Below are 21,829 nucleotides of genomic sequence, written 5' to 3' on the forward strand. Positions count from 1 at the left end.
TGGTCAGGATCACCGGTGACGATACAAGCCCTATCCGGCTTCGCCCCGGTCACTTGTCAGTTCTGTGTACACCCGCAGGCCCTCGGCGATCTTCCCCGCGGCGTTCTCGAGCTGCTCGGGCGGCAGGTACTTGCCGAACGCGGCCGCGTCGAGCAGCTGGTCACGGACCTGCTCGAGGTTCATCCTTGCCCAGTCCTTGCGGGAGAGTGGAGACACGGCTCGAACAATACCTCGAGTCGAACGCATGTTCGAGACGTGTCAACTATCTCGCGGGTCAGGCGTCCGGGCCCGGACGGTCACTTCGGTCGCGGATCTCGGTGACGATGGCCGAGAAGTCCCGTGCGCCCGACGACTCGTTGAACCGCTGATAGATCTCCGCCGCGAGCAGACCGAGCTGGCCGTCGATGCTGTTCTCGCGCAACGCATTTGCGGCAAGACCCAAGTCCTTGTTCATCAAGGCGGTGGCGAAACCGGGCTGGTAGTCGTTGTTGGCCGGGCTGGTCGGCACCGGGCCGGGGACCGGACAGTAGCTGGTCAGCGCCCAGCTCTGGCCCGAGGCGGTGGACACCACGTCGAAGAACGACTGGTGGGTCAGACCGAGCTTTTCACCGAGGACCATGGCCTCGGACAGGCCGATCATCGAGATGCCGAGCAGCATGTTGTTGCAGATCTTGGCGGCCTGGCCGACGCCGGAGCCGCCGCAGTGCACGACCTTGCCGCCCATGATCTCGAGTAGCGGCAGCGCATCGGCGAAGTCCTCGGCACCGCCGCCGACCATGAAGGTCAGCGTGCCGGCGGCCGCGCCGGCGACGCCGCCGGAGACCGGGGCATCCAGGGCGCGATGGCCAGCGCCGATGGCCAGGACCGCGGCCGACTTGGCGTCGGCGACGTCGATGGTGGAGCAGTCGACGAACAGGGTGCCCGGCTTGGCGGCCGGGAGCAGTTCGGCGTACACGTCGAGGACGAGTTTTCCGTTGGGCAGCATGGTGATCACCACACCGGCGTCCGCGACTTCGACGGCCGTGCTCACCACGGTGGCGCCGTCCTTGATGGCCTGCTCCTGCGCGGCGGGCACCGGATCATAGGCCAGCACTTCATATCCGGCCTTGACGAGGTTCGCCGCCATCGGCGCGCCCATGTGGCCGAGTCCGAGGAATCCGATCTTTTCAGTCATTGCTCACCAAACCCAGTTCCTGATCGCCCAATTCGGCGAAGTATGCGTCGACCTGCGCGGTGCTGACCTCGGCGAGGGTCGCCGGTGACCACCGCGGCTTGCGGTCCTTGTCGATGACCTGCGCGCGGATGCCTTCCACCAGATCGGGCGAGGACAGCGCCGCGATGGAGACCCGGTATTCCTCGTTCAGCACCGTCTCCAGGTTCGGCGCGGTGCGCGCCGAACGCAACGACCGTAGCGCTACCTTCAGCGCGACAGGCGATTTCGTCAGAATGTCGGCTGCGGCCTCGGCGGCCTCCGGCGCATCGTGTGCCTGCAGCCTCGCGACGATCTCCTCGACACTGTCAGCGCTGTAGCAGGCGTCGATCCACGTCCGCTGCGCGAGCAGGCCGGATTCCGGTGCGGCCGTGGCGAATTTGGCGATCGCGACCTCGACGGCCTCGGTGCAGAGCGTATCCAGCAGTGCCGGAAGGTGTTCGGTGGCGACGAAGTAGTCGGCGAAACCGGCCGCGATGGCGTCGCCGGCGGCCATCCTGGCGGTGGTCAGCGCGACGTGCGTGCCGATCTCGCCGGGACTGCGCGCGAGCAGGTAGGTGCCGCCGACATCCGGGATGAAGCCGATGCCGACCTCGGGCATGCCGATCTTGGACCGCTCGGTGACGATCCGGTGGCTGCCGTGGCCGGAAAGCCCGACGCCGCCGCCCATCACGATGCCGTCCATCACCACGAGGTAGGGCTTCGGGTAGCGCCCGATCAGCGCGTTGAGGACGTACTCGTCGCGCCAGAAGCGACCGGTCGGCGAATCCGCGCCGGTGGCACCGCCGGTGGCATCGGTGTGGATGGCGACGATATCGCCGCCCGCGCACAGGCCGCGCTCCCCCGCGCCGGTGACGACAACGGTGCGGACCTCGTCATCATCGGCCCAGGCGCGCAGCGCGTCGGTAATGGCCAGTGTCATCGGGTGATTCAGCGCGTTGATGGCCTTGGGCCTGTTCAACGTGATGAGCCCGAGCCCAGCGCGTTTCTCGATCAGAACTTCCGGTTCGGTCATGCCGCTCCTACCACCGCGCGGGCGACGACCACCCGCATGATTTCGTTGGTGCCCTCGAGGATCTGATGCACCCGCAGATCGCGGACGATCTTCTCCAGACCGTATTCGGCCAGGTAACCGTAGCCGCCGTGCAGTTGAAGGGCCTTGTTCGCGACCTCGAAGCCCGCGTCGGTCGCGAAACGCTTTGCCATGGCGCACAACTCGACCTTGTCCGGCGCGTCGGCATCGAGCGCCGCCGCGGCACGCCACAGCAGGGTGCGGGCGGCCTCCAATTCGGTACGCATATCGGCCAATTGGAACCGTAGCGCCTCGTTCTTCAACAGCGGCTTGCCGAAGGCCTGACGCTGCGCCAGGTACGGCACGGTCTTGTCCAGCGCCGCCTGCGCGCCGCCGACCGAGCAGGCGGCGATGTTCAGTCGTCCGCCGTTGAGGCCGTTCATCGCGATGCGGAAGCCGTCGCCTTCCGCGCCGAGCAGGTTCGCCGCGGGCACCCTGGCGTCCTCGAAGATCACCTGACGGGTTGGCTGGGCATGCCAGCCCATCTTTCTTTCGTTGGCGCCGAAGGAGACTCCCGGGGTGTCGGCAGGCACGATGAATGCCGAGACGCCGCGCGCGCCCGTTTCGCCGGTGCGCGCCATCACCACGTACACGTCGGTGGCGCCCGCGCCGGAGATGAATTGCTTTGTGCCGTTGAAGATGTAGTCGTCACCGTCGCGAATGGCCTTGGTGCTCAACGCCGCCGCGTCCGAGCCGACGCCGGGTTCAGTCAGCGCGTAACTCGCCAGCAGCTCCATCGATGTCAGCTTCGGCAGCCAGGCATTGCGCTGCGCGCCATCGCCGTAGCTGTCGATCATCCAGGTCGCCATGTTGTGGATGGAGATGTAGGCCGCGATGGCCGGGCATCCGGTGGCGAGCTGCTCGAAGATGCGCACGGCGTCGAGCCTGCGCAGGCCTGAGCCGCCTACGTCCTCCTTGACGTAGATGCCGCCGAGGCCGAGCGGGCCCGCCTTGCGCAGCACGTCGACCGGAAAGTGTTTCTGCTCATCCCATTCCAGGGCGTTCGGGGCGAGGAACTCGTCGGCGAATCCGCGCGCGGTGTCGCGGATCGCCTTCTCGTCGTCGTCGAGGATGAACATCTGTCAGTCCATCGTGGGAATGACGAAGGCATTGCTTTCCTTCATGCCGGAAGGCCAGCGCTGCGTGACGGTCTTGGTCTTGGTGTAGAAGCGGAACGAGTCCGGGCCGTGCTGGTTCAGGTCGCCGAAGCCGGAACGCTTCCAGCCGCCGAAGGTGTAGTACGCGATCGGCACGGGGATCGGGACGTTGATGCCGACCATGCCGACCTGCACGCGGGCGGCGAAGTCACGGGCCGTGTCACCGTCGCGGGTGAAGATCGCGACGCCATTGCCGTATTCGTGCTCGTTGGCCAGCCGCAGGCCCTCTTCGTAGTCCTTGGCGCGCACCACGGTCAGCACCGGACCGAAGATCTCTTCTTTGTAGATCCGCATTTCCGGGGTGACCTTGTCGAAAAGCGTTGCGCCGACGAAGTATCCGTCCTCAGCGCCAGCGACGACCACGCCGCGACCGTCGACAACCAGCTCGGCCCCCTCATCGATGCCGATCTGGACGTACTTGTTCACCCGCTCCACGCCGTCCTGGCCGACGAGCGGGCCGTAGTCGGCGCCGGGATCGTCGGAGCGACCGATGTTGAGCTTCTCCACCCGCTCGGTGAGCTTGGCCAGCAGGCGATCCGCCGTCTCCTCGCCGACCGGAACGGCCACCGAGATGGCCATGCAGCGCTCGCCAGCGGAACCGTAACCGGCGCCGATCAATTGGTCGGCGACATCGTCGAGGTCGGCGTCGGGCATGACGATCGCGTGGTTCTTCGCGCCGCCGAAGCACTGGGCGCGCTTGCCGTTCGCGGTCGCGGTCTCGTAGATGTACTGGGCGATCGGGGTGGAGCCGACGAAGCCGACGGCCTTGATCCTCGGATCGTGCAGCAGCGCGTCGACGGCCACCTTGTCACCGTTGACGACGTTGAAGACACCCGGCGGCAGACCCGCCTCCAGGAACAGTTCGGCCAGCCGCAGCGGCACCGACGGGTCGCGCTCGGATGGCTTGAGCACGAACGCGTTTCCGGTGGCCAGCGCCGGACCCGCCTTCCACAGCGGGATCATGGCCGGGAAATTGAACGGGGTGATACCGGCGACGACGCCGAGCGGCTGGCGCATCGAGTAGACGTCGATGCCGGTGCCCGCACTCTCGGTGTACTCGCCCTTGAGCAGGTGCGGGGCGCCGACGGCGAACTCGATCACCTCGAGGCCGCGCTGGATATCGCCCTTCGCGTCGGCGATGGTCTTGCCGTGCTCCGAAGAGAGCAGCGCGGCAAGCGAATCCATCTCGTCCTGCACCAGCGTCAGGAACCGCATCAGCACCCGCGCCCGCTTCTGCGGGTTGAACGCGGCCCAGACCAGCTGCGCCGCTTCGGCATTCGCGATGACGGCCGCGACCTCGGCCTTGCTCGCCAGCGGCACCCGAGCCTGCACCTGACCGAGATTCGGGTCGAAGACGTCACCGAAGTTGCCGGAGGTACCCGCGACGTGTTGCCCGCCGATGAAGTGAGTGAGTTCGCGAACCATGCCAGTCCTGTTCTCGTAGCCGACCATGACACCGCGCAGCGCGGTATGCGGTCATCCTATAGTTGGACGTCCATGTATTTCTCGAGTGTGATTCATCCCACCTTTACCGCCGCCGCGCATACGTCCCATCAGGCCGCGCACGACACATATGCGGCGAAATCGTGCGCGGCGCGACGGGAGAGATGCGCGGGGTCAGGATTCGGGGCCGAGCTCCACGACGGCGCCGGGGTGGGCGAGGGAAGCGACGGTGATGCGGCCACCCTTGGCCTGGTCGATGATCTGGCCTTGCCAAGCAACGAAGCAGGAGGCGGCTTCGCTGTTGTAGGCGCGGGTCAGGATCGGGGCCAGCACCTTGGCGAGGTCACCCTCGGCGGCGATAAGCTGGTCGCGGTAAGGCCCGTAGTACGGCAGGATCGCCTGCAGCACAACGGCTTCCACGCCTTGCACCTGGGTGATGAACGGGTCGATCGTCGGCTGGTACTGCGCGAGCACCGGCGCGATCTCGGCCAGGACCGGCCCCGCCAGCTGCAGGATCGGCTGGTAGACCGAGCCGAGTGCGAACGCCTCCGAGGAGAACGGCCCGGCCAGCGGTGCGAGGCCGATCAGGGAGGCCAGGCCGCCCTGTTGCTTCGGTGCGGGCCAGCCGAGGGGGCAGGCGGGCTGCGCGGCCAGCGGCGCGGCGGCGAACGGATTACTACCGCCCGCCTCACCGAGCGGCACAGAGCCGTTCGGCGCGCTCCCACCGGAACCGCCGAGTGGAACCGAACTGTTCGGCGCGCCCCCAGCGCCGAGCGGGACGGAACTGTTCGGCGCAGCGGCATTCGGCGCGGCCGGAGCACCCGCGCCGGGATTGATGGCGACGGCGGCGGGCGCACCACCCGAGCCGAGCGGCACGGAGGCGGCGGGTGCCGGACCGCCGGGCGCTGGCGCGGCCGGGGCGGGTGCCTGCGGAGCCGCCGGAACCTCGGCCGGAGCCGCGGGCGCGGCGGGCCGTGCGGCGGCGGCCGGTTGCTCCTGGGTGATCACCACGCTGGTGACGTCGTCGTCCTGACGCACCGTCAGCGCGGTGACCGCGACGGCGCTGCCGATGACCGTCAGCGCGGCCACCGCGCGGATGGCACTGGCGAGCGCAGGCCGGGTCGTCGTGCGAGAACTCATCGGACCGTACTCCTTCTGCTGTCTATTTGACCGGGGCCGCAGGCGAATTGGGCGCGGCCGCCTCTGGTTCGAACGAGCCCTCCAGGTGCCAGACGCCGGTGAAGCCGTTGAACGGCCCGCCGACGATGAGGCTGGTCCACTGCAGGGTGAACTTGCGGGTCTTCGAGTCGTACGTGCCGGTGGCCGAGGGACCCTGGGCGGCATCGGCGGTCGGCTTGTCGAACCATTGCTTGGCGACCCAGTCCCAGACCTTCTGCACCTGTTCGGCACCGGCCACCTGCGCGTCCTGCTTCTCCGGTGGTTTCGGCGCGCCCTGGTTGAACTCCTGGTCGTTCCACGAGGCGGCCCAGGACGACACGTCCGCGGTCAACATGCCGCCGTCGTTGGTCACCGTCGGCGGCGGCACCCGGCGCTGAGTCTGCGGGTCAACCGGGTTGGTGGAGATGCCGAACTCGACGGCGAAGAACTTGGTCGGCTTGGTGATCGACGCGGACAGCGAATTGCCTTGCGCGAAACCGGGCTTCGGTTCGCTCTGGTATCCGCCGATACGCAGGCCGCCCGCCGTGCCCGGCTCGAGCAGGGTGGTCGAGCCGCCCTGCGCGGGGGAATCGCCGTTGGGCATGTAGGGGCCCTTGTCCGGCGTGCCACCCGGCTGCACCATCCGAAACCAGGTACCGGCGACGCTGTCGCCCGACACCGAACCCGGTGTGAAGCGCAGCAATCCGACCAGCGGCTCGGGTCCGCTCGACGCGGGGGCGTCATCGCCGCCGGAACATCCGGACACCACCAGCGCCAGCGTGGCAAGCACGGTCGCCGCGATCATCTTCCGCCGGCTCATACCCGATCCCCTTCGCCGCAGTGTCATTTCCGTTTACCGCCAAGCGAATTCGACTCGCGCGACGCGCCGCGAATCGCCTGCACCCAGCTCGGCAATCGCATGCCCTCCACCGTGGCGGCAAGCACGAAGATGCCGGGAACCAGATAGAAGAAGCCGAGTCCGCGAAACGCGCCAAAACCGATCGGTCGCGTCGACTCATTCAGCGCGACAACGGCATCGAAGTTGCGGACGTTGTCGTTCATCGCACCGATCAGGGCCGCGAAGCGGGAAGTCATCGGCTGCCAGCGGGTTTCGAGGGTGGTGATACCGGTGAGATCGGCGTCCGGATGGGCGGTGCGTACGTCCGCGGTGTATCGACTGTTCAGTTCACCGTCGGCCGCGACCAGGGTGACGAAGTAGCCCTGCAGCTTTCGAACCTCGTCGTGGGTGAGGATCGGACGCAGGTCATCGATCAGCGGCTGCGCCGCGGGCGAGGCAGGGAACAACCCGCCGAGCAGCGGCACGGCGATCAAGCCGAGCGCCGCGAGCCCGGCGACCGTGCGCCAGACCAGCGCCTGCTTGCCTTCCTGCGCGCGCCGATACCCGAGCACCCCGGCACCGACCAGAATCACGCCTGGCAGCGCGAACAACCACGGCAACGTGCCGAAAGGCGGTACCGCGGCCAGCTTTTCGTAGTTCTGCCGATTGTCATCGATCGCGCCGATCATCCCGGACATGTGGTAGTTGATCTCCGGGTAGTCGCGGACGAACTGGTCGACGCGTTCATAACTGCCCGGCTGCTGCCCGTTCTTCTGCAACGTCAGCACGTTCGTCCGCGCGTCGTCGAGCACCTGGAGATCGTGGCGATAGCCGTCGATGCTCGACCGCGTCATATACGGCTCGAACGCGTCGATCATCGCCTCGCCCTTGACCGCTCGCGGAAACATGCCGGTGACGATGGGCGCGAGAACCAGGATCGCGCCGAGCGCGATGATCAACACGAACGGCCACCGCTTCAACGGCCGCGGCGGTGCAGGCTCCGGATTCGAGACGAACTCCGAATAGGTGGGCAACCCCGACACGGCTGTCACTGCCGTTGCCGGTGGACGATCCGGTCCGCGTTGAAGAACACACCGGCCGCCGCGACGGCGACGACGAGCAGCGTCGGCACCACCCACGCCGGAGTGTGCCGCCCACGCGGGACCTCGACCGTCTTCGACGCGAGCACCGGATCGGTGCGCACGGGCTGGCTCTGCGCCACCGGAACGGCGGGCGCGACGGCCACGGGCGCAGCGGGGGCTGGCGCGGCAGGAGCCGCCGGAGCACCGGGAGCACCAGGTGCGGGGGCGGCAGGAGCGGCCGCGGGAGCCGCGGGCGCCGGTGCGATCGGCGCGGCCGCCGGCGCGGCCTGGGTAGCGCTACCGCCGCGATACTGACCGGCAAGATGCCACAACCCGGTGAAGTTGTTGAACGGACCGCCGACAATCTGACTCGTCCACTCGATCACGAAATTGCCCGAGCCATCGATGGTGCCGCGCACCGGACTGGTCTTGCCGGGCAACCCACCACCAGGTTTCGGCGCGCCCTGATTGAACACCTGGTTGTTCCAGGTAACCCCGAGGCTGCTCAGATCACCGGAGAGCTGCCCGCCGTCGGAATACACCTCGGGCACGCCGGTTCCGCCGCCGGTCTGCGGATCGGTGGGGTTGGTCGCGGTGGCGAAATCGACGCCATAGAAACGGACCGGCGTGGTGACCCGGCCCGACTGCGCATTGCCCGCGCCATCGAAGGCGGCGGCGGGCTGCGGCTGATAACCGCCGCTGACCAGGCCGCCGTCGCTGCCCGCGGCCAGCGTGGTCACCGTCTGGTCGCTGCAGGCCGAGTCGCTGTTGGCAAGGTAGGGGCCGCCCGCGTCACCGGTCGGCAGGATCATCCGGAAGAAGCTGCCGGTCACCGCGCCGCCGGAGCAGACACCGGGCGAGAGTGCGAACAGACCGTTCAGCGGCGCGGGTTCGGCGTGTGCGAAAGGGGTCGCGAGCATCGACAGGCCGAGGGCGGCTACCGCGGCGGTGAGCCGATAAGAGTTCCGTCCCATGGATCGTCCTTTTGGTGGATTTATGCAGATGGATTTCGGATTTAGGGCATCGCGTCCCATCGGAACTCGAGCCATCACCCGCTGTCGCCCTTTGCATTCACGGTGAGCGGAATCCAGCCAGCTAACTTTCCCGAATTGACCGGGCATGTCCGCCTGGCGCTGTGATCGGCATCACCGTAGGATTAGTTTGACGTCCTAGTATCGGGCGGCAATTGGAATCGCCGGAGGAATGCCGTGGCCGACAACAGCGCGCTGCACACGCCGACCAACCCCGTTCGTTTCGTGACCGCCGCGGCCCTATTCGACGGGCACGACGCGGCGATCAACATCATGCGGCGCATCTTGCAGGCGCAGGGTGCCGAGGTGATCCACCTCGGCCATAATCGCGCCGTCAGCGAGGTGGTCGACGCGGTGCTCACCGAGGACGCGCAGGGCGTCGCGGTCAGTTCGTATCAGGGCGGCCATGTCGAGTACTTCGAATATCTCGCCGACGCGCTGAAAAAGGCGGGGGCAGGCCATGTTCGGATATTCGGCGGTGGCGGCGGCGTCATCGTCGCCGAGGAAATCGCCCGGCTCGCCGAATCCGGCGTGACCATCTTCTCCCCCGAGGACGGACAGCGACTCGGGTTGCCCGGCATGATCAATCAGCTGATTCGGGCGTGCGACGTCGACCTCGCCACCGAACCGCCGGTGCTGGAGGCGGTGCTCGCCGGTGAACGCGCCGCGCTGGCCCGCGCCATCACCTGTATTCAGCAGAACGCACTCGCCGACAGCGACCGGCAGACATTGACGCAGGCGGCCGCCGCGCGCACGGTCCCGGTGCTCGGCATCACTGGCACTGGTGGCTCCGGAAAGTCCTCGCTCACCGACGAATTGGTGCGCAGGCTGCGCTCGGACCAGCAGGACAAGCTGCGCGTGGCGATCCTCGCGGTCGATCCGACCCGGCGCCGTGGCGGCGGCGCACTGCTCGGCGATCGTATCCGGATGAACGCGCTCGACGGCGACCACATCTTCTTCCGTTCGCTGGCCACCAGGGGCGGTCGCGAGCTGCCGAACAATATCGAACTGATCGTGACCGCCTGCAAGGCAGCGGGTTACGACCTGGTGATCCTGGAGACGCCGGGCATCGGCCAGGGCGACGCCGCGGTCACCGATCACGTCGACGTGTCCATGTATGTGATGACACCGGAATTCGGCGCCGCCTCCCAGCTGGAGAAGATCGACATGCTGGATTACGCGGAGGTGGTGGCGATCAACAAGTTCGAGCGCCGCGGTGCCGCCGACGCGCTGCGCGATGTGTCGCGCCAGCTGATCCGCAATCGGGAGGATTTCACCGCCTCGCCGGAGGACATGCCCGTATTCGGTACGAGCGCGGCGACTTTCAACGACGACGGGGTGACCGCGCTGTATCAGCATCTGGCCGGGTTGCTTGCGGAGCACGGCCTGCTGTTGGAGCAGGGGACGCTGCCCCGGGTGAACACCCGCGCGTCAACCCGATTCGCGCAGATCATCCCGCCCGCCCGGGTGCGCTACCTGGCCGAGATCGCCGAGACTGTGCGCGACTATCACGCGACGACGGCGACGCAAATCGTTGCCGCACAGCGGGTTCAGCGAGTCGAGCAGGTTGCCGAGGAACTGCCGGAGGACCAGGCCCTCGCCGTACTGGCCACGAAAGCCCGCGCGGAGCTGACCGCCGACAATGCCGCACTGCTCGCCGAATGGCCAGCGCTCGCCGAGTCCTACCGCGGCGACGAGCAGGTGGTGCGGATCCGCGACCGTGATATCCGCACGCCGCTGCGCCGGGAAACGCTGTCCGGCAACTCGATTCCTCGGGTCGCGCTGCCGAGGTTCACCGATCACGGTGAACTGCTTCGCTTCCTGCGCGCGGAGAACCTGCCCGGCCGCTTCCCGTTCACCGCGGGCGTCTTCCCGTTCAAGCGGGACAACGAGGACCCGGCCAGGATGTTCGCCGGCGAGGGCGACCCGTTCCGCACCAACCGGCGCTTCAAGGTGCTCAGCGAACACGCCGACGCGAAAAGGCTTTCCACCGCGTTCGACTCGGTGACCCTCTACGGCCACGATCCGGCCGAACGCCCCGATATCTACGGCAAGGTCGGCACCTCGGGCGTTTCGATCGCCTCGCTCGACGATATGCGGGCGCTCTACGACGGTTTCGACCTGACCGCGCCGACCACCTCGGTGTCGATGACCATCAACGGCCCTGCCCCCACCATCCTGGCCTATTTCCTCAATACCGCGATAGACCAAGCGCTGGCACGATTCTCGGCCAGCGAGGGCCGCGCGCCGACCGGGGACGAGACCGCCGATATCCGCGCGAAGACCTTGGCCACGGTGCGTGGCACGGTGCAGGCCGACATCCTCAAGGAGGATCAGGGCCAGAACACCTGTATCTTCTCCACCGAATTCAGCCTGCGCATGATGGCCGATATCCAGGAATGGTTCGTGCGCAACGGTGTTCGCAATTTCTACTCGGTCTCGATTTCCGGCTATCACATCGCCGAGGCGGGCGCGAACCCGATCAGCCAGCTCGCCTTCACCCTCAGCAATGGATTCACCTACGTGGAGGCCTATCTCGCGCGCGGCATGAAGATAGATGACTTCGCCCCGAATCTGTCGTTCTTCTTCTCGAACGGCATGGATCCCGAGTACTCGGTGATCGGGCGGGTCGCCCGGCGCATCTGGGCTGTCGCGATGCGAGATCGCTACGGCGCCAACGACCGTTCGCAGAAGCTGAAGTACCACGTCCAGACCTCCGGCCGTTCGCTGCACGCACAGGAGATGAACTTCAACGACATTCGGACCACCCTGCAGGCGCTGATCGCCATCTACGACAACTGCAACAGCCTGCACACCAACGCCTACGACGAGGCGGTGACCACGCCCACCGAGGAGTCGGTGCGCCGCGCGCTGGCCATCCAGCTCATCATCAATCGCGAGTGGGGCGTCGCGATGAACGAAAACCCGTTGCAGGGCAGCTTTCTCATCGATGAGCTGACCGATCTGGTTGAGGCGGCGGTGCTGGCCGAGTTCGATCGGATCAGCGAGCGCGGCGGCGTCCTCGGCGCGATGGAGACCGGGTATCAGCGCGGCAAGATCCAGGACGAGTCCATGCGCTACGAACACCGCAAGCACGACGGCTCGCTGCCCATCGTCGGCGTCAACACCTTCCGCAACCCGCACGGCGAACCGAAGCAGCACATCGAATTGGCGCGCGGCACCGAGTCGGAAAAGCAGTCCCAACTCGGCCGGGTCCGCGAATTCCAGCACCGGCACCGCGATTCCGCGCACGCGGCGCTTGCCCGCCTCGAGGCGGTCGCCCGCACCGACAACAACATCTTCGAGGTGCTGATGGACGCCGCCCGCGTGTGCACCCTGCAGCAGATCACCGACGCCTTCTTCACCGTCGGCGGCCAATACCGCCGCAACGTGTGATAGCTCGCCGTCTGGCCCGATTCCGAACGAACCGCGCTGTCGGCGTGTGACAATCGCCGGGTCAAGGCCATCGGCGCGGTTGGGACGGCGGACATGGATTTCTCGGGTATGCGGATCATCGACGCACACATTCATCAGTGGGATCCGTTCACCACACCCCGCGAATTCAGCAAGACGGCAAGGCTGCTGCGAACACTGCCGCTCCCGATCGATCTGGCCAAACGCATCGCGCCGCGCCGGGATCGCGAATTCACCGGGGATCCCACGGCTTTCGCCCACCCGTACCTGCCCGCCGACTATCGCGCGGACGCGGGCGACGAACCGATCGACACGATCGTGCATATCGAGGTCAGCTGGGCCGGAACGGAGCCGCTTGCCGAAGCCGACGAGACGGCGTGGGTGGCCCGATTGCCCTTCGGCGGCGACAATCCCGAACTCGGCGCGATTCTCGGCAGCGCGAATCCCGCGGCACCCGACTTCGCCGCCCTGCTCGACGCGCACATCGCCGCCGCGCCCTTGCTGCGCGGCATCCGCTCGCACGCGGCGCACCATCCCGATCCGGATGTCCGGCCGTACACCAGGCACCCGGGCGCGCTCACCACCAAGGAGTTCCTGAACGGCTTCGCGCGGCTGGCCGAGCGCGACCTCTCCTTCGAGGCCTGGGTGTACTCGCATGCCCTACCGGATGTGACGGCGCTGGCCGAGCGCTATCCGGAGGTGCCGATCGTGCTCAACCATCTCGCCACTCCCGCAGGCATTTTCGGTCCGGTCGGCAAGCACACCGGCACCAACCCCAGCTTGCGCCGCGCGCTGTTGCTGCGCTGGCGCGACGATCTGTCCGCGCTCGCCGAACAGCCGAATGTGGTCGCGAAGGTGAGCGGACTGATGATGCCGATTCTCGGCCATCCGGTGCCGCCGCGCGGCACATCGACCCCGGTTGCGGTGCTGGTGGACCGCATTCACCCGCTCATCGAACACGCACTCGACGTGTTCGGCGCCGACCGCCTGATCTGGGGCTCGAATTTCCCGGTGGACAAACCGATTACGAGTATCGCCAACAGTGTCGATGCGGTCGCCACCGCGGTCACCGGACACGGTGGCGGGCAGCCGGAGCTCGAGCACATCTTCCGGGATACCGCCAGGCGCGTGTATCGGATCGGCAACTCCCTCGGGTAGGGGTGCGGCGAAACCCGTTATCCCGCAGGGGCAATGATCTCCGGCGGCAGGTATTGGGTGCCGAGCAGTGCGCCGAGCCCGCAGATGTGTTCGATGATGCGGGCGCCGTCGATGTCCATCGCGCCGGTGCGCCATGCGGTGAGCAGTTCGATGAAGCCGCCGATGGCGACGAGGGTGCTCATCCGGAACTCGAGCTCGTCGGCGTCCGGGCGCAGGTACGGCCGGGAGGTGGCGACGAGCAGGTCGGTGGCGTCGGTGAGCATCGTTTGGCGGCGCTGCTCGAGCACGGCGCTGCCCGCGTGGTCGGCGAGCAGGATGCGGGCGCGGCCGTGGTCGTCGGATTGCAGCCGCACCGCGCGGGTCACCGCCGCGCGGAGAATCTCCAGCGGGGGCCGCTCGACGTGCTCGGTGACGATCGCGGCCAGGTCGGCGAAGACCTCGGTGCACACCGCGTCCCAGGCGACGCCGAGCAGTTCGTCGCGGTCGGCGAAGTGCTCATAGAAGTAGCGGTCGTTGAGTGCGGTGCGCTGGCAGACGCCGCGCATGGTGACCGCCGCCCACCCGTTCTCGATCCAGATGTCGAGGGCCGCGTCGATCAGGCGCGCGCGGCGTTCGGCGCGCCGCTCCTCGGTGGTGCGGCCGCCCCAGGTCCTGGCCGGTACGCGCAGGCTCATGGTTGACAAAGTACCGCACCACGCGCCTAATTGGTGGCATGTGCGGCCAATTAGCGATTGGCGGCGCTCAGCACCGGGTCGACTCCGCCGTCTACGCCGCGGACCCGGCCCATGACGCACGGGCGGTGCCGCGAGGCGCACCGGATTCGGGAGGTGGCATGAGTAGCAACGGGATCGATCACGAGGTGATCATCGTCGGGGCGGGGTTCGCTGGGATCGGGGCCGCGATCAAGTTGCGGGAGGCCGGTTTCGACGATTTCCTCATCATCGACGAGGCCGACGGCGTCGGTGGCACCTGGCATTGGAACACCTATCCCGGTATCGCCGTTGACATTCCGTCGTTCAGCTACCAGTTCTCCTTCGAGCAGCGCGCCAGCTGGTCCCGGACCTACGCGCCGGGGCGGGAGTTGAAGGCGTATGCCGAATCGTGCGTGGACAAATACGAGCTGCGGCCGCGAATCCGGTTCAATACCAACATCACCGAGGCCGAGTTCGACGAAGGCGGCTGCCGCTGGCGGCTGCACACCGCCGACGGCGGCGAGCTGACCGCCCGCTTCGTCATCAGCGCGACCGGCGTGCTCACCCGGCCGAAGCTGCCCGAGATTCCGGGCGTCGAGGACTTCGCCGGGGTCACCATGCACACCTCGCGCTGGGATCACCGGCAGGACCTGCGCGGCAAGCGGGTCGCCATCATCGGCACGGGAGCCTCTGCGGTGCAGGTGATTCCGGAGACCGCGCCCGAGGTCGAGCAGCTCGTCGTCTTCCAGCGCACGCCGATCTGGTGCCTGCCCCGACTGGATCTGCCGCTGCCCAAGCCGGTGCAGTGGGCACTGCGGATACCCGGCGCACGATCGCTGACCCGGCTGATCAGCCAGACGTACGTGGAGATCACCTTCCCCATCGCCGCGCACTATCACACGAGCCTGCCGACGGCCGCGCTCGGCGAACGCGCTGGCCTCGCGCACCTGCGCAGCCAGGTGCACGATCCGGTGGTCCGCGAAAAGCTCACGCCTCGTTACGCTTTGGGCTGTAAGCGGCCGAGCTTCTCGAACGACTACCTCGCCACGTTCAACCGCGACAATGTGGTGCTGGAGACCGACCCGATCGAACAGATCACCAGCACCGGCGTGCGCACCGCGAGCGGCACCGAATATCCGATCGACATACTGATTTTGGCGACCGGCTTCAAGGTGATGGAATCGGGCAACATGCCGACCTACGACCTGCGCGGCATCGGCGGCCTTGATCTGGAGAAGTGGTGGGACGAGAACCGGCTACAAGCCTATGAGGGCGTGAGCGTGCCCGGCTTCCCGAACTTCTTCTCCATCATCGGGCCGTACGGCTACAACGGCTCGTCCTACTTCGCGCTGATCGAGAACCAGACCAGGCACATCCTGCGCTGTCTGCGGCACGCCCGCGCGGGCAACGCGACCGTCGTCGAGGTCACCCGCGAGGCCAACGATCGCTTCTTCAAGGAGATGCTCGATCGCCGCGGCGGACAGGTGTTCTGGCAGGACAGCTGCGCGGTATCCAACAGCTACTACTTCGACAAGCACGGCGACGTGCCACTGCGGCCATCCACCACCGTCGAATCCGCCTGGCGCAGTGGGCACTTCGACCTGACCGACTATCGATTCGCGACATCGGCGTAGTTGTCGGTGCCCGTCGTCACGATCCGGCACCTCTGGTTCGGCTGATTTCAGGCGAGAAAGGTCGCGGCTAGCTGCCGGGTGAGGGTTTGCCGTGCGGTGGCCAAGGATGGGCCGTACCAGGTCAGGCTGCGGCCCTCTACCAGCGCCACCGGAATTCCCGGAAAGGCTTCGGGGCCATCGGCTTTGGTGAATACGTACGGCTCGTCCGGTAGGACCGCGAGGTCGATGCCGGTGGTCAATTCCGCCTCGGTGAGGCGGGGGTAGCGGTGCGGGCGGTCGGCGTGCACGAGGTTCAGGCCGAGGCGGCGGGCCAGGTCGCCGGTGAAGGTGTTGCGGCCGACCACCATCCACGGATTGCGCCAGATGGGGATCACCGCGTTGCGTGGCGGCGTCGGCGGCGGTGACGCCAAGACGGATTCGGCCTCGGCGAGCCAGGGTGGGCTCGCGGTGCCGATGGCGACAGTGAACAGCCGCGTCAGCGAGGCGAGCGCCTCGTCGACCGTCTCTATTCTGGTGACCCACACCGGAATTCCGGCTTCGCGGAGCCGGTCGACATCGATGCGCCGGTTCTCCTCCATGTTGCACAACACCAGATCGGGGGCGAGTTCGATGATGCGGCGCACGTCGGGGTTCTTGGTGCCACGCACGCGTTCGACCGCGAGATCGGCCGGATGCGTGCACCATTCGGTCGCGGCGACCAGGAGCTCCGGACAGGTCACGGCGACGGCCTCGGTCAACGAGGGCACCAGCGACACCACCCGTCGCGGCGGTTCCGCGAGCGCGACGGCGGCGCCGAGATCGTCGCTGACGGTCACCGGCCCGGACCCCTGCCGTGAACTGTTGCCTGCACGTTCCCCAGCCTAGGGGCCGAGGGGCACTGCCCGAAGCTCGGCGCAAGGGCAGCGGCTTGGCAACCCTCGGGCAGTACCGGGGCCGGTTCGGTGCGCGCAGACTGAGTAAGGCATCCGGTGTCGGGAAGTCCCGGTCCCTGTGTCACCGGACCTGATCCCGCCCCGAAAAGTCCGGAGACAACCGCAAGCCCCGACGCCGGATGCTTACCAAGCTCGATCACGCCTCGAACATGCGATACAGCGCGGTGAGTTCGCGCAGCCCCGCCGCGGCGATCGATTCTTCGGCCGAGGTCATCCGTAAAGCCTTGCGCAACAGCAGCGGATCCAGGTCGTCCGGTGCTGGCCGGAATTCGATCTTCGGTAGGTCCGGCAGCTCGGCGTCGTTCCCGTACGGATCGCCGGAATCGGTGGTCCGCAGGTCGCGTTCGATGCCGCCGATCAGGGTGTCCAGGTCGAGGCCGCGCAGCGCGAGGATCTCGCGGGGACGCTCGTCGAGCCGTTCAGCGAGCAGGTAGCAGACGGCGGCCACATGTTTGCACGGCCAGCCGGGGTCGGGGCAGGTACAGGTGAAATCCAGGTCGGCGGCGGTGGTCGGCAGCAGCAGCGGGCCGAGTGCGGTCGGCAGTGCGCCGGAGGCGATCTCGGCGAGCATGCCCGGCGCGTCGCGGATCGTCTCGATGAGCAGCTCGAGTTCCTCCTCCCGCAGCGGCCGGACGGTGAACACCGCGGTGAACGGGCGAGGTTGGCTGCCTTGCACTTCCGCGGTCACCGCGCCGGGCTCGATCCGGTAGCTGACCACCTGTCCGGCCCTGGCGTAGGTGCGACCGCGCGACATGCGCCCGGCGTCGGCCATCTGCTCGATCGCTTCGAGCAGCGCCTTGCCCCACCAGGTGCGGCCGAAACCGCCACGGCGACTGCGTGCCTCGACCCCGCCGCGCACCGGGCGGCGCTTGCCATACTCGTTGTAATCGACGTAAGGGCTCATTCGCCGACCGCCTCCTTCCCAAGCGTGAACAACTCACGCAGGTCGTCGGTGCTCAGCTCGGTGATCCAGTTCTCCCCCGCGCCGACGGCCAGATCGGCGAGTTGCCTTTTGCCGTTGATCATTTCGTCGATTCGCTCTTCGATGGTGTCGACGCAGACCAGCTTGCGCACCTGCACATTGCGCTGCTGGCCGATCCGATAAGCACGGTCGGTGGCCTGGTTCTCCACCGCCGGATTCCACCAACGATCCAGGTGCACAACATGATTGGCGGCGGTGAGGTTAAGCCCGGTGCCACCGGCCTTGAGCGACAACAACATCAGCGGCGGGCCGTCCGACTCCTGGAACCGGGTGACCATGGTGTCGCGCCGCTGCTTGGTCACCCCGCCGTGCAGGAACGGGATCTCCGTGCCGAAGCGCTCGACCAGATAGGGCGCGATGAGCTCGCCGAACTCGCGGAACTGGGTGAACAGCAACGCTTTCTCGCCGTCCGCGAGCACCGCGTCGAGCACGTCCTCGACCAGGGCGAGCTTGCCGGAGCGGTGGCTGCCGCGGTGCAGTACACCGGAGCCGTCGCCGAGGAAGTGCGCCGGATGGTTGCACACCTGCTTGAGCCTGGTCAGCGCGCTGAGTACGGCGCCCTTGCGCGCCATGCCTTTCGCGTCCTTGATCTTGGCCAGCATGTCGTCGACGACCGCCTGGTAGAGCGCGGCCTGCTCGACGGTCAGGTTGGCGCGCACCGTCATCTCCAGCTTGTCCGGCAGGTCGGTGATCACGGCGGGGTCGGTCTTCACCCGGCGCAGCACGAACGGCTGGGTGATCATCCGCAGCCTGCTGATCGCGTTCTCGTCGCGCTCGCGTTCGATGGGAACGGCGAAGCGGGCGCGGAAGGTCTGCGGGCTGCCGAGCACCTTCGGCACCGCGAAATCCATGATCGAGCGCAGCTCCTCCAGGCGATTCTCCACCGGAGTTCCGGTGAGCGCCAGGCGATGTCGCGCGGGCAGGCCGCGAGCCGCGCGCGACTGCCTGGTCGCCGCGTTCTTGATGTGCTGCGCCTCGTCGAGCACGATTCGGTCCCACGATTGCCGCTTCAGCTCGTCCAGGTCCCGCGCGAGCAACGAGTACGTGGTGATCACCAGATCCGCCTCGGCCACCGCGGCGTCCAGCTCCGCCCCGGATCGCCTGCCCACCCCGTGATGTACCCACACGCGCAGGTCCGGCGCGAAACGCTCGGTCTCCCGCTGCCAGTTGCCGACCACCGACATTGGACACACCAGCAATGTGGGCCCCGGCCTGCTGTCGCCCGCCGCCTCGCGCTCGTGCACCAGCAGCGCGAGCACCTGGATGGTCTTGCCGAGGCCCATGTCGTCGGCCAGGATCGCGCCGAAACCCATGCGGCTCATGGTCGCCAGCCAGGCGAGGCCGCGTTCCTGGTAGGGGCGCAGCTGTGCCTTCAGACCAACCGGCGGGGTGATCGGCTCGAGTTCGCGGGTCCGATCCAGGATGTCGGCGGCCCAGCCGGTGGCGGTGACCTCGGTGACCGGCACCTGTTCGACGCGACCGGCGCCGAGTTCGCCGATCAGGTCGGCGAAGGTGATCTCGGAGGTGTCGGTGTGCGCGGCCACGTAGCGGGCGGCCGCGGCGAGCACCTTGTGGTCGGCCTGCACCCACTCGCCGCGCAGCTGGACCAGATCGGATTTGCTGTTGACCAGCCGTTGCATCTCGGCCTTTGTCAGCAGGGTGTCACCGAGCGCGAGTTCCCAGCGGTAGGAGACGAGTCCCGGCATGCCGACGGTGCTTTCGGCGGCGGGCACCGCGCTTTCCACGCGCAGCCGCATGGTCGGAGCGCTGACGTTCCAGGCACGCGGCAGCAGCAGTCGCACACCGGCGGCCTGCAGGGCGTGCGCGCCGTGTTCGACCAGGTCGACGACGACCTCGGTGGGCAGCAGCAGGTCGAGCGAGCGCGGATCGCTCGGCAGGTCGCGCAGCCGAGGGTACGCCCGCTGCGCCTCGCCAAGCTTCTCCACCGCCGTCCGGAGCAGATTCGGATCGCTGTGCAGCAGAACGGGATTCGGCGCCTCGCCGTCGACGCGCAGGCAGACCTCCAGCCGCCACAGCGCCACCGACTCGTCGGCGGTGCCGAGCTCGCCGTCCGGCTCGAGCAGACGCAGCACCAGTTCCGGCTCGTCGCCGGTCAGGGTGGCTCGCCAGTGCTCCAGCGTCTCGGCCACCCGGTAGCTCCCCGCGTCAAGGGCTATATCGCGGACGAGCGCGTCCACCAGCGGATGCGCCGAGTCAGGCGGATCGATCAGTGCCCGCGCGATCGGGTCGGTGAGTTCGGTGACGAGGTCATCGAGCAGCGCGTTAGGCCTGCCCGCTACCTGTAGCGCGGCGGGCATGGCCACGGCCAACTCGGCCAGCCAGGCACGCTGCCGTTCGCCGCCGACCAGTCGCCAGCGCACCCACCACTGACCGTCGGCCCTGCGCAGTTCCGGCACGATCCGACCGGCCCGCACCCAGCGCTCGATCCCGTGTGCGACATGGGCGAGAAAGCGCAGGTCACCCGCCACCGCCTCGGCCGGAAGTCGTTGCCGCAGCGCCGCGGCGGCGGCCGCCGGGGCCATCGCGTGCGCGCGGACCTGTTCGGTCGCCGTGCCGCTCGAGTCGATGGCCAATACGTCTGCCCGGTGCCGGAATTTCGACGCGCTCAATACGCTGCCCAACGGGTCGGGCAGAGGGACGGCAGCCGGCGGCGCCGGCGGGGTGGGTGGATTCAGCGCGGTGAGGGGTGCGTCGTGCCAGAGCAGCAACCCGGATCCCGGCGACCACAGACCGTGCAGCATCAACCTATCCAAGCAGGTAGGTCCGACACCGATTCGCGCCGCCGCGATCCCGCTGCTCTGGATTTCTGGGCCCGGGCGGAACATACTTGAATATCCGCTGGTCAACGGAGGCAATCATGACGATTCTGCTCCAAGTTCTCGAGCAGAGCTTCACGCCGACGACGCCGTGGGAACGGCGCAAGTTCACCTTCATCAACGCCGAGAAAATCGTCGGCATGCGGCTCGACGGTCAGTCCGGTGTGTGGCTCGACCTGTCCCGCCCCGGTGAATCGCAGCGCCTGGCCCGAACCCTCGACGCACACGACGCCATCGCCTTCCTGCTCGCCACCTTCGCCAAGCTCGCCGAGTGCGAGGAACGCGGCGGTTCGTGGCTGATCGGGCACGACGGCGCGGACGCCGAGTCGATTTCGGCCACTCGGTTCCCACCGAGGGCAAGCGAGGTCGTCGACGACGATCTCCTCGCGCGTGCCTGGTCGTGAGGGTTGTGTCGCTCGACTGCTGACAACTGCACGCGCTTCGGGTGCCACGAATGTCGGTCCATCCGTGTACCTCTGGCGCCATGGACATTCGGCGTTGGCTTGTCGGCGCACTCGTCGCGCTGTCGGTCGCGGGGTGCGGCCAGCTCGGCGGCGCGTCGGTGGCGCCCGCGCCGGGGAGTCCGAGCAGGGTCGAGTTGACGCAGCTGCTGGCGGGTATGCGGGTGGTTGCGGTCCGGCCGCATCCCGGCGGCTACGACCGTGGGTGCAAGGCGGGGCAGGGCTGTGTGTTCGGGCCTGCCTGGACCGATGACAACAGCGGGCCCGGCGGGCACGACGGCTGCGATACCCGCGACAACGTGCTGGCCAGGCAGCTCGGCGGGGTGAGCTTCCGGCCGGGGACGCGCGACTGTGTTGTCGTCGGGGGCACGTTGAACGACCCGTACACGGGCAAGCGGATCAGCTTCAAGAAGGCCGACGCCTACGACGTGCAGATCGACCACGTGTTTCCACTGGCCGCCGCGTGGGACCTCGGTGCCGTCGGCTGGCCGCTCGAACGCCGCATCCGTTTCGCCAACGACCTCGAAGACAACCTGCTGGCCACCGACGGACTCACCAATGCGGCCAAGGGCGACAAGACCCCCGCCGAATGGCTACCGCCCGACCGCGCGAACCACTGCTTCTACGCGGGCAAGTATCTGACCGTGGCCGCGCACTACGAGCTAGCGTTGACCGAGGCCGACAGCACGGCATTGCACAGCGTGGCACGCGGCTGCCCCTGAGCACTG

The 21,829-nt window shown here is 67.7% G+C and carries 18 protein-coding genes; 5 read left to right on the top strand and 13 right to left on the bottom strand.

All coding sequences use genetic code 11. The features are described from left to right. Positions 1-30: 30 nt before the first annotated feature. The 9 genes from OG203_RS19080 to OG203_RS19120 form a co-directional block, all read right to left on the bottom strand. A complete protein-coding gene (locus OG203_RS19080; RefSeq protein WP_405166999.1) occupies positions 31-216 on the bottom strand; it encodes a DUF6374 family protein in 186 nt (61 codons plus the stop codon). Positions 217-274: 58 nt separating this feature from the next. Then, on the bottom strand, positions 275-1,174 hold the full coding sequence (gene mmsB / locus OG203_RS19085; protein WP_405167000.1) for a 3-hydroxyisobutyrate dehydrogenase: 900 nt from the start codon (positions 1,172-1,174) through the stop codon (positions 275-277). After that, the gene (locus OG203_RS19090; RefSeq protein WP_405167001.1) at positions 1,167-2,225 is read right to left on the bottom strand and encodes an enoyl-CoA hydratase/isomerase family protein; all 1,059 of its coding nucleotides are present in this window, start codon (positions 2,223-2,225) and stop codon (positions 1,167-1,169) included. The genes mmsB and OG203_RS19090 overlap by 8 nt, the downstream gene beginning before the upstream one ends. Continuing rightward, positions 2,222-3,361 (bottom strand): acyl-CoA dehydrogenase family protein, encoded by a 1,140-nt coding sequence (locus OG203_RS19095; RefSeq protein WP_405167002.1) that lies wholly within the window; start codon positions 3,359-3,361, stop codon positions 2,222-2,224. The genes OG203_RS19090 and OG203_RS19095 overlap by 4 nt, the downstream gene beginning before the upstream one ends. 3 nt (positions 3,362-3,364) lie before the next feature. Further along, a complete protein-coding gene (locus OG203_RS19100) occupies positions 3,365-4,864 on the bottom strand; it encodes a CoA-acylating methylmalonate-semialdehyde dehydrogenase (RefSeq protein WP_405167003.1) in 1,500 nt (499 codons plus the stop codon). Positions 4,865-5,056: 192 nt separating this feature from the next. Continuing rightward, the gene (locus OG203_RS19105; protein ID WP_405167004.1) at positions 5,057-6,022 is read right to left on the bottom strand and encodes a hypothetical protein; all 966 of its coding nucleotides are present in this window, start codon (positions 6,020-6,022) and stop codon (positions 5,057-5,059) included. Between the two features lie 22 nt (positions 6,023-6,044). Continuing rightward, entirely contained in the window at positions 6,045-6,860 is an 816-nt protein-coding gene (locus OG203_RS19110; protein ID WP_405167005.1) for a hypothetical protein, read from the bottom strand. A 23-nt stretch (positions 6,861-6,883) separates the two neighbouring features. Beyond that, positions 6,884-7,930, bottom strand: coding sequence for a hypothetical protein (locus tag OG203_RS19115; RefSeq protein WP_405167006.1), 1,047 nt, complete (start codon positions 7,928-7,930; stop codon positions 6,884-6,886). Beyond that, positions 7,927-8,934, bottom strand: coding sequence for a hypothetical protein (locus tag OG203_RS19120; RefSeq protein ID WP_405167007.1), 1,008 nt, complete (start codon positions 8,932-8,934; stop codon positions 7,927-7,929). The genes OG203_RS19115 and OG203_RS19120 overlap by 4 nt, the downstream gene beginning before the upstream one ends. Before the next feature lie 234 nt (positions 8,935-9,168). On the opposite strand from OG203_RS19120, the gene icmF reads away from it, so the two are divergent. Continuing rightward, positions 9,169-12,387: a fused isobutyryl-CoA mutase/GTPase IcmF gene (icmF, locus tag OG203_RS19125; RefSeq protein WP_405167008.1), complete on the top strand. Its 3,219-nt coding sequence runs from the start codon at positions 9,169-9,171 to the stop codon at positions 12,385-12,387. 93 nt (positions 12,388-12,480) lie between these two features. Then, positions 12,481-13,563, top strand: coding sequence for an amidohydrolase family protein (locus tag OG203_RS19130; protein ID WP_405167009.1), 1,083 nt, complete (start codon positions 12,481-12,483; stop codon positions 13,561-13,563). A 17-nt stretch (positions 13,564-13,580) separates the two neighbouring features. Here the strand turns inward: OG203_RS19130 and OG203_RS19135 are convergent, their stop codons facing one another. Continuing rightward, on the bottom strand, positions 13,581-14,237 hold the full coding sequence (locus tag OG203_RS19135; RefSeq protein WP_405167010.1) for a TetR/AcrR family transcriptional regulator: 657 nt from the start codon (positions 14,235-14,237) through the stop codon (positions 13,581-13,583). A gap of 158 nt (positions 14,238-14,395) precedes the next feature. Between OG203_RS19135 and OG203_RS19140 the strand changes: the two genes are divergently transcribed. Next, positions 14,396-15,889, top strand: coding sequence for a flavin-containing monooxygenase (locus OG203_RS19140; protein WP_405167011.1), 1,494 nt, complete (start codon positions 14,396-14,398; stop codon positions 15,887-15,889). A gap of 47 nt (positions 15,890-15,936) precedes the next feature. On the opposite strand, the gene OG203_RS19145 is transcribed toward OG203_RS19140, so the two are convergent. From OG203_RS19145 to OG203_RS19155, 3 genes are all read right to left on the bottom strand, one after another. Then, entirely contained in the window at positions 15,937-16,704 is a 768-nt protein-coding gene (locus tag OG203_RS19145) for a helical backbone metal receptor (protein WP_405167012.1), read from the bottom strand. A 253-nt stretch (positions 16,705-16,957) separates the two neighbouring features. Further along, positions 16,958-17,725 carry an SWIM zinc finger family protein gene (locus OG203_RS19150; protein WP_405167013.1) on the bottom strand — a complete coding sequence of 256 codons (768 nt, stop codon included), beginning with the start codon at positions 17,723-17,725 and terminating at the stop codon, positions 16,958-16,960. Next, positions 17,722-20,565 carry a DEAD/DEAH box helicase gene (locus OG203_RS19155; RefSeq protein ID WP_405167014.1) on the bottom strand — a complete coding sequence of 948 codons (2,844 nt, stop codon included), beginning with the start codon at positions 20,563-20,565 and terminating at the stop codon, positions 17,722-17,724. The genes OG203_RS19150 and OG203_RS19155 overlap by 4 nt, the downstream gene beginning before the upstream one ends. A gap of 116 nt (positions 20,566-20,681) precedes the next feature. On the opposite strand from OG203_RS19155, the gene OG203_RS19160 reads away from it, so the two are divergent. Both OG203_RS19160 and OG203_RS19165 read left to right on the top strand, forming a co-directional pair. Then, the gene (locus tag OG203_RS19160; RefSeq protein WP_405167015.1) at positions 20,682-21,044 is read left to right on the top strand and encodes a hypothetical protein; all 363 of its coding nucleotides are present in this window, start codon (positions 20,682-20,684) and stop codon (positions 21,042-21,044) included. 80 nt (positions 21,045-21,124) lie between these two features. Next, positions 21,125-21,823, top strand: a complete 699-nt coding sequence (locus OG203_RS19165; RefSeq protein ID WP_405167016.1) for an HNH endonuclease family protein — start codon at positions 21,125-21,127, stop codon at positions 21,821-21,823. Positions 21,824-21,829: the final 6 nt, after the last annotated feature.

The sequence above is a fragment of the Nocardia sp. NBC_01499 genome (genome assembly GCF_045040275.1).
Lineage (GTDB): Bacteria > Actinomycetota > Actinomycetes > Mycobacteriales > Mycobacteriaceae > Nocardia.

What these genes read in the sequence shown, in the direction of transcription:
- OG203_RS19130 (WP_405167009.1), top strand. Translation starts at nt 12,481, where the DNA reads ATGGATTTCTCGGGTATGCGGATCATCGACGCACACATTCATCAGTGG.
- OG203_RS19110 (WP_405167005.1), bottom strand. Translation starts at nt 6,860, where the DNA reads ATGAGCCGGCGGAAGATGATCGCGGCGACCGTGCTTGCCACGCTGGCG.
- OG203_RS19095 (WP_405167002.1), bottom strand. Translation starts at nt 3,361, where the DNA reads ATGTTCATCCTCGACGACGACGAGAAGGCGATCCGCGACACCGCGCGC.
- OG203_RS19105 (WP_405167004.1), bottom strand. Translation starts at nt 6,022, where the DNA reads ATGAGTTCTCGCACGACGACCCGGCCTGCGCTCGCCAGTGCCATCCGC.
- OG203_RS19135 (WP_405167010.1), bottom strand. Translation starts at nt 14,237, where the DNA reads ATGAGCCTGCGCGTACCGGCCAGGACCTGGGGCGGCCGCACCACCGAG.
- OG203_RS19165 (WP_405167016.1), top strand. Translation starts at nt 21,125, where the DNA reads ATGGACATTCGGCGTTGGCTTGTCGGCGCACTCGTCGCGCTGTCGGTC.
- mmsB (WP_405167000.1), bottom strand. Translation starts at nt 1,174, where the DNA reads ATGACTGAAAAGATCGGATTCCTCGGACTCGGCCACATGGGCGCGCCG.
- OG203_RS19120 (WP_405167007.1), bottom strand. Translation starts at nt 8,934, where the DNA reads ATGGGACGGAACTCTTATCGGCTCACCGCCGCGGTAGCCGCCCTCGGC.
- OG203_RS19100 (WP_405167003.1), bottom strand. Translation starts at nt 4,864, where the DNA reads ATGGTTCGCGAACTCACTCACTTCATCGGCGGGCAACACGTCGCGGGT.
- OG203_RS19160 (WP_405167015.1), top strand. Translation starts at nt 20,682, where the DNA reads ATGACGATTCTGCTCCAAGTTCTCGAGCAGAGCTTCACGCCGACGACG.
- OG203_RS19150 (WP_405167013.1), bottom strand. Translation starts at nt 17,725, where the DNA reads ATGAGCCCTTACGTCGATTACAACGAGTATGGCAAGCGCCGCCCGGTG.
- OG203_RS19155 (WP_405167014.1), bottom strand. Translation starts at nt 20,565, where the DNA reads ATGCTGCACGGTCTGTGGTCGCCGGGATCCGGGTTGCTGCTCTGGCAC.
- OG203_RS19140 (WP_405167011.1), top strand. Translation starts at nt 14,396, where the DNA reads ATGAGTAGCAACGGGATCGATCACGAGGTGATCATCGTCGGGGCGGGG.
- OG203_RS19090 (WP_405167001.1), bottom strand. Translation starts at nt 2,225, where the DNA reads ATGACCGAACCGGAAGTTCTGATCGAGAAACGCGCTGGGCTCGGGCTC.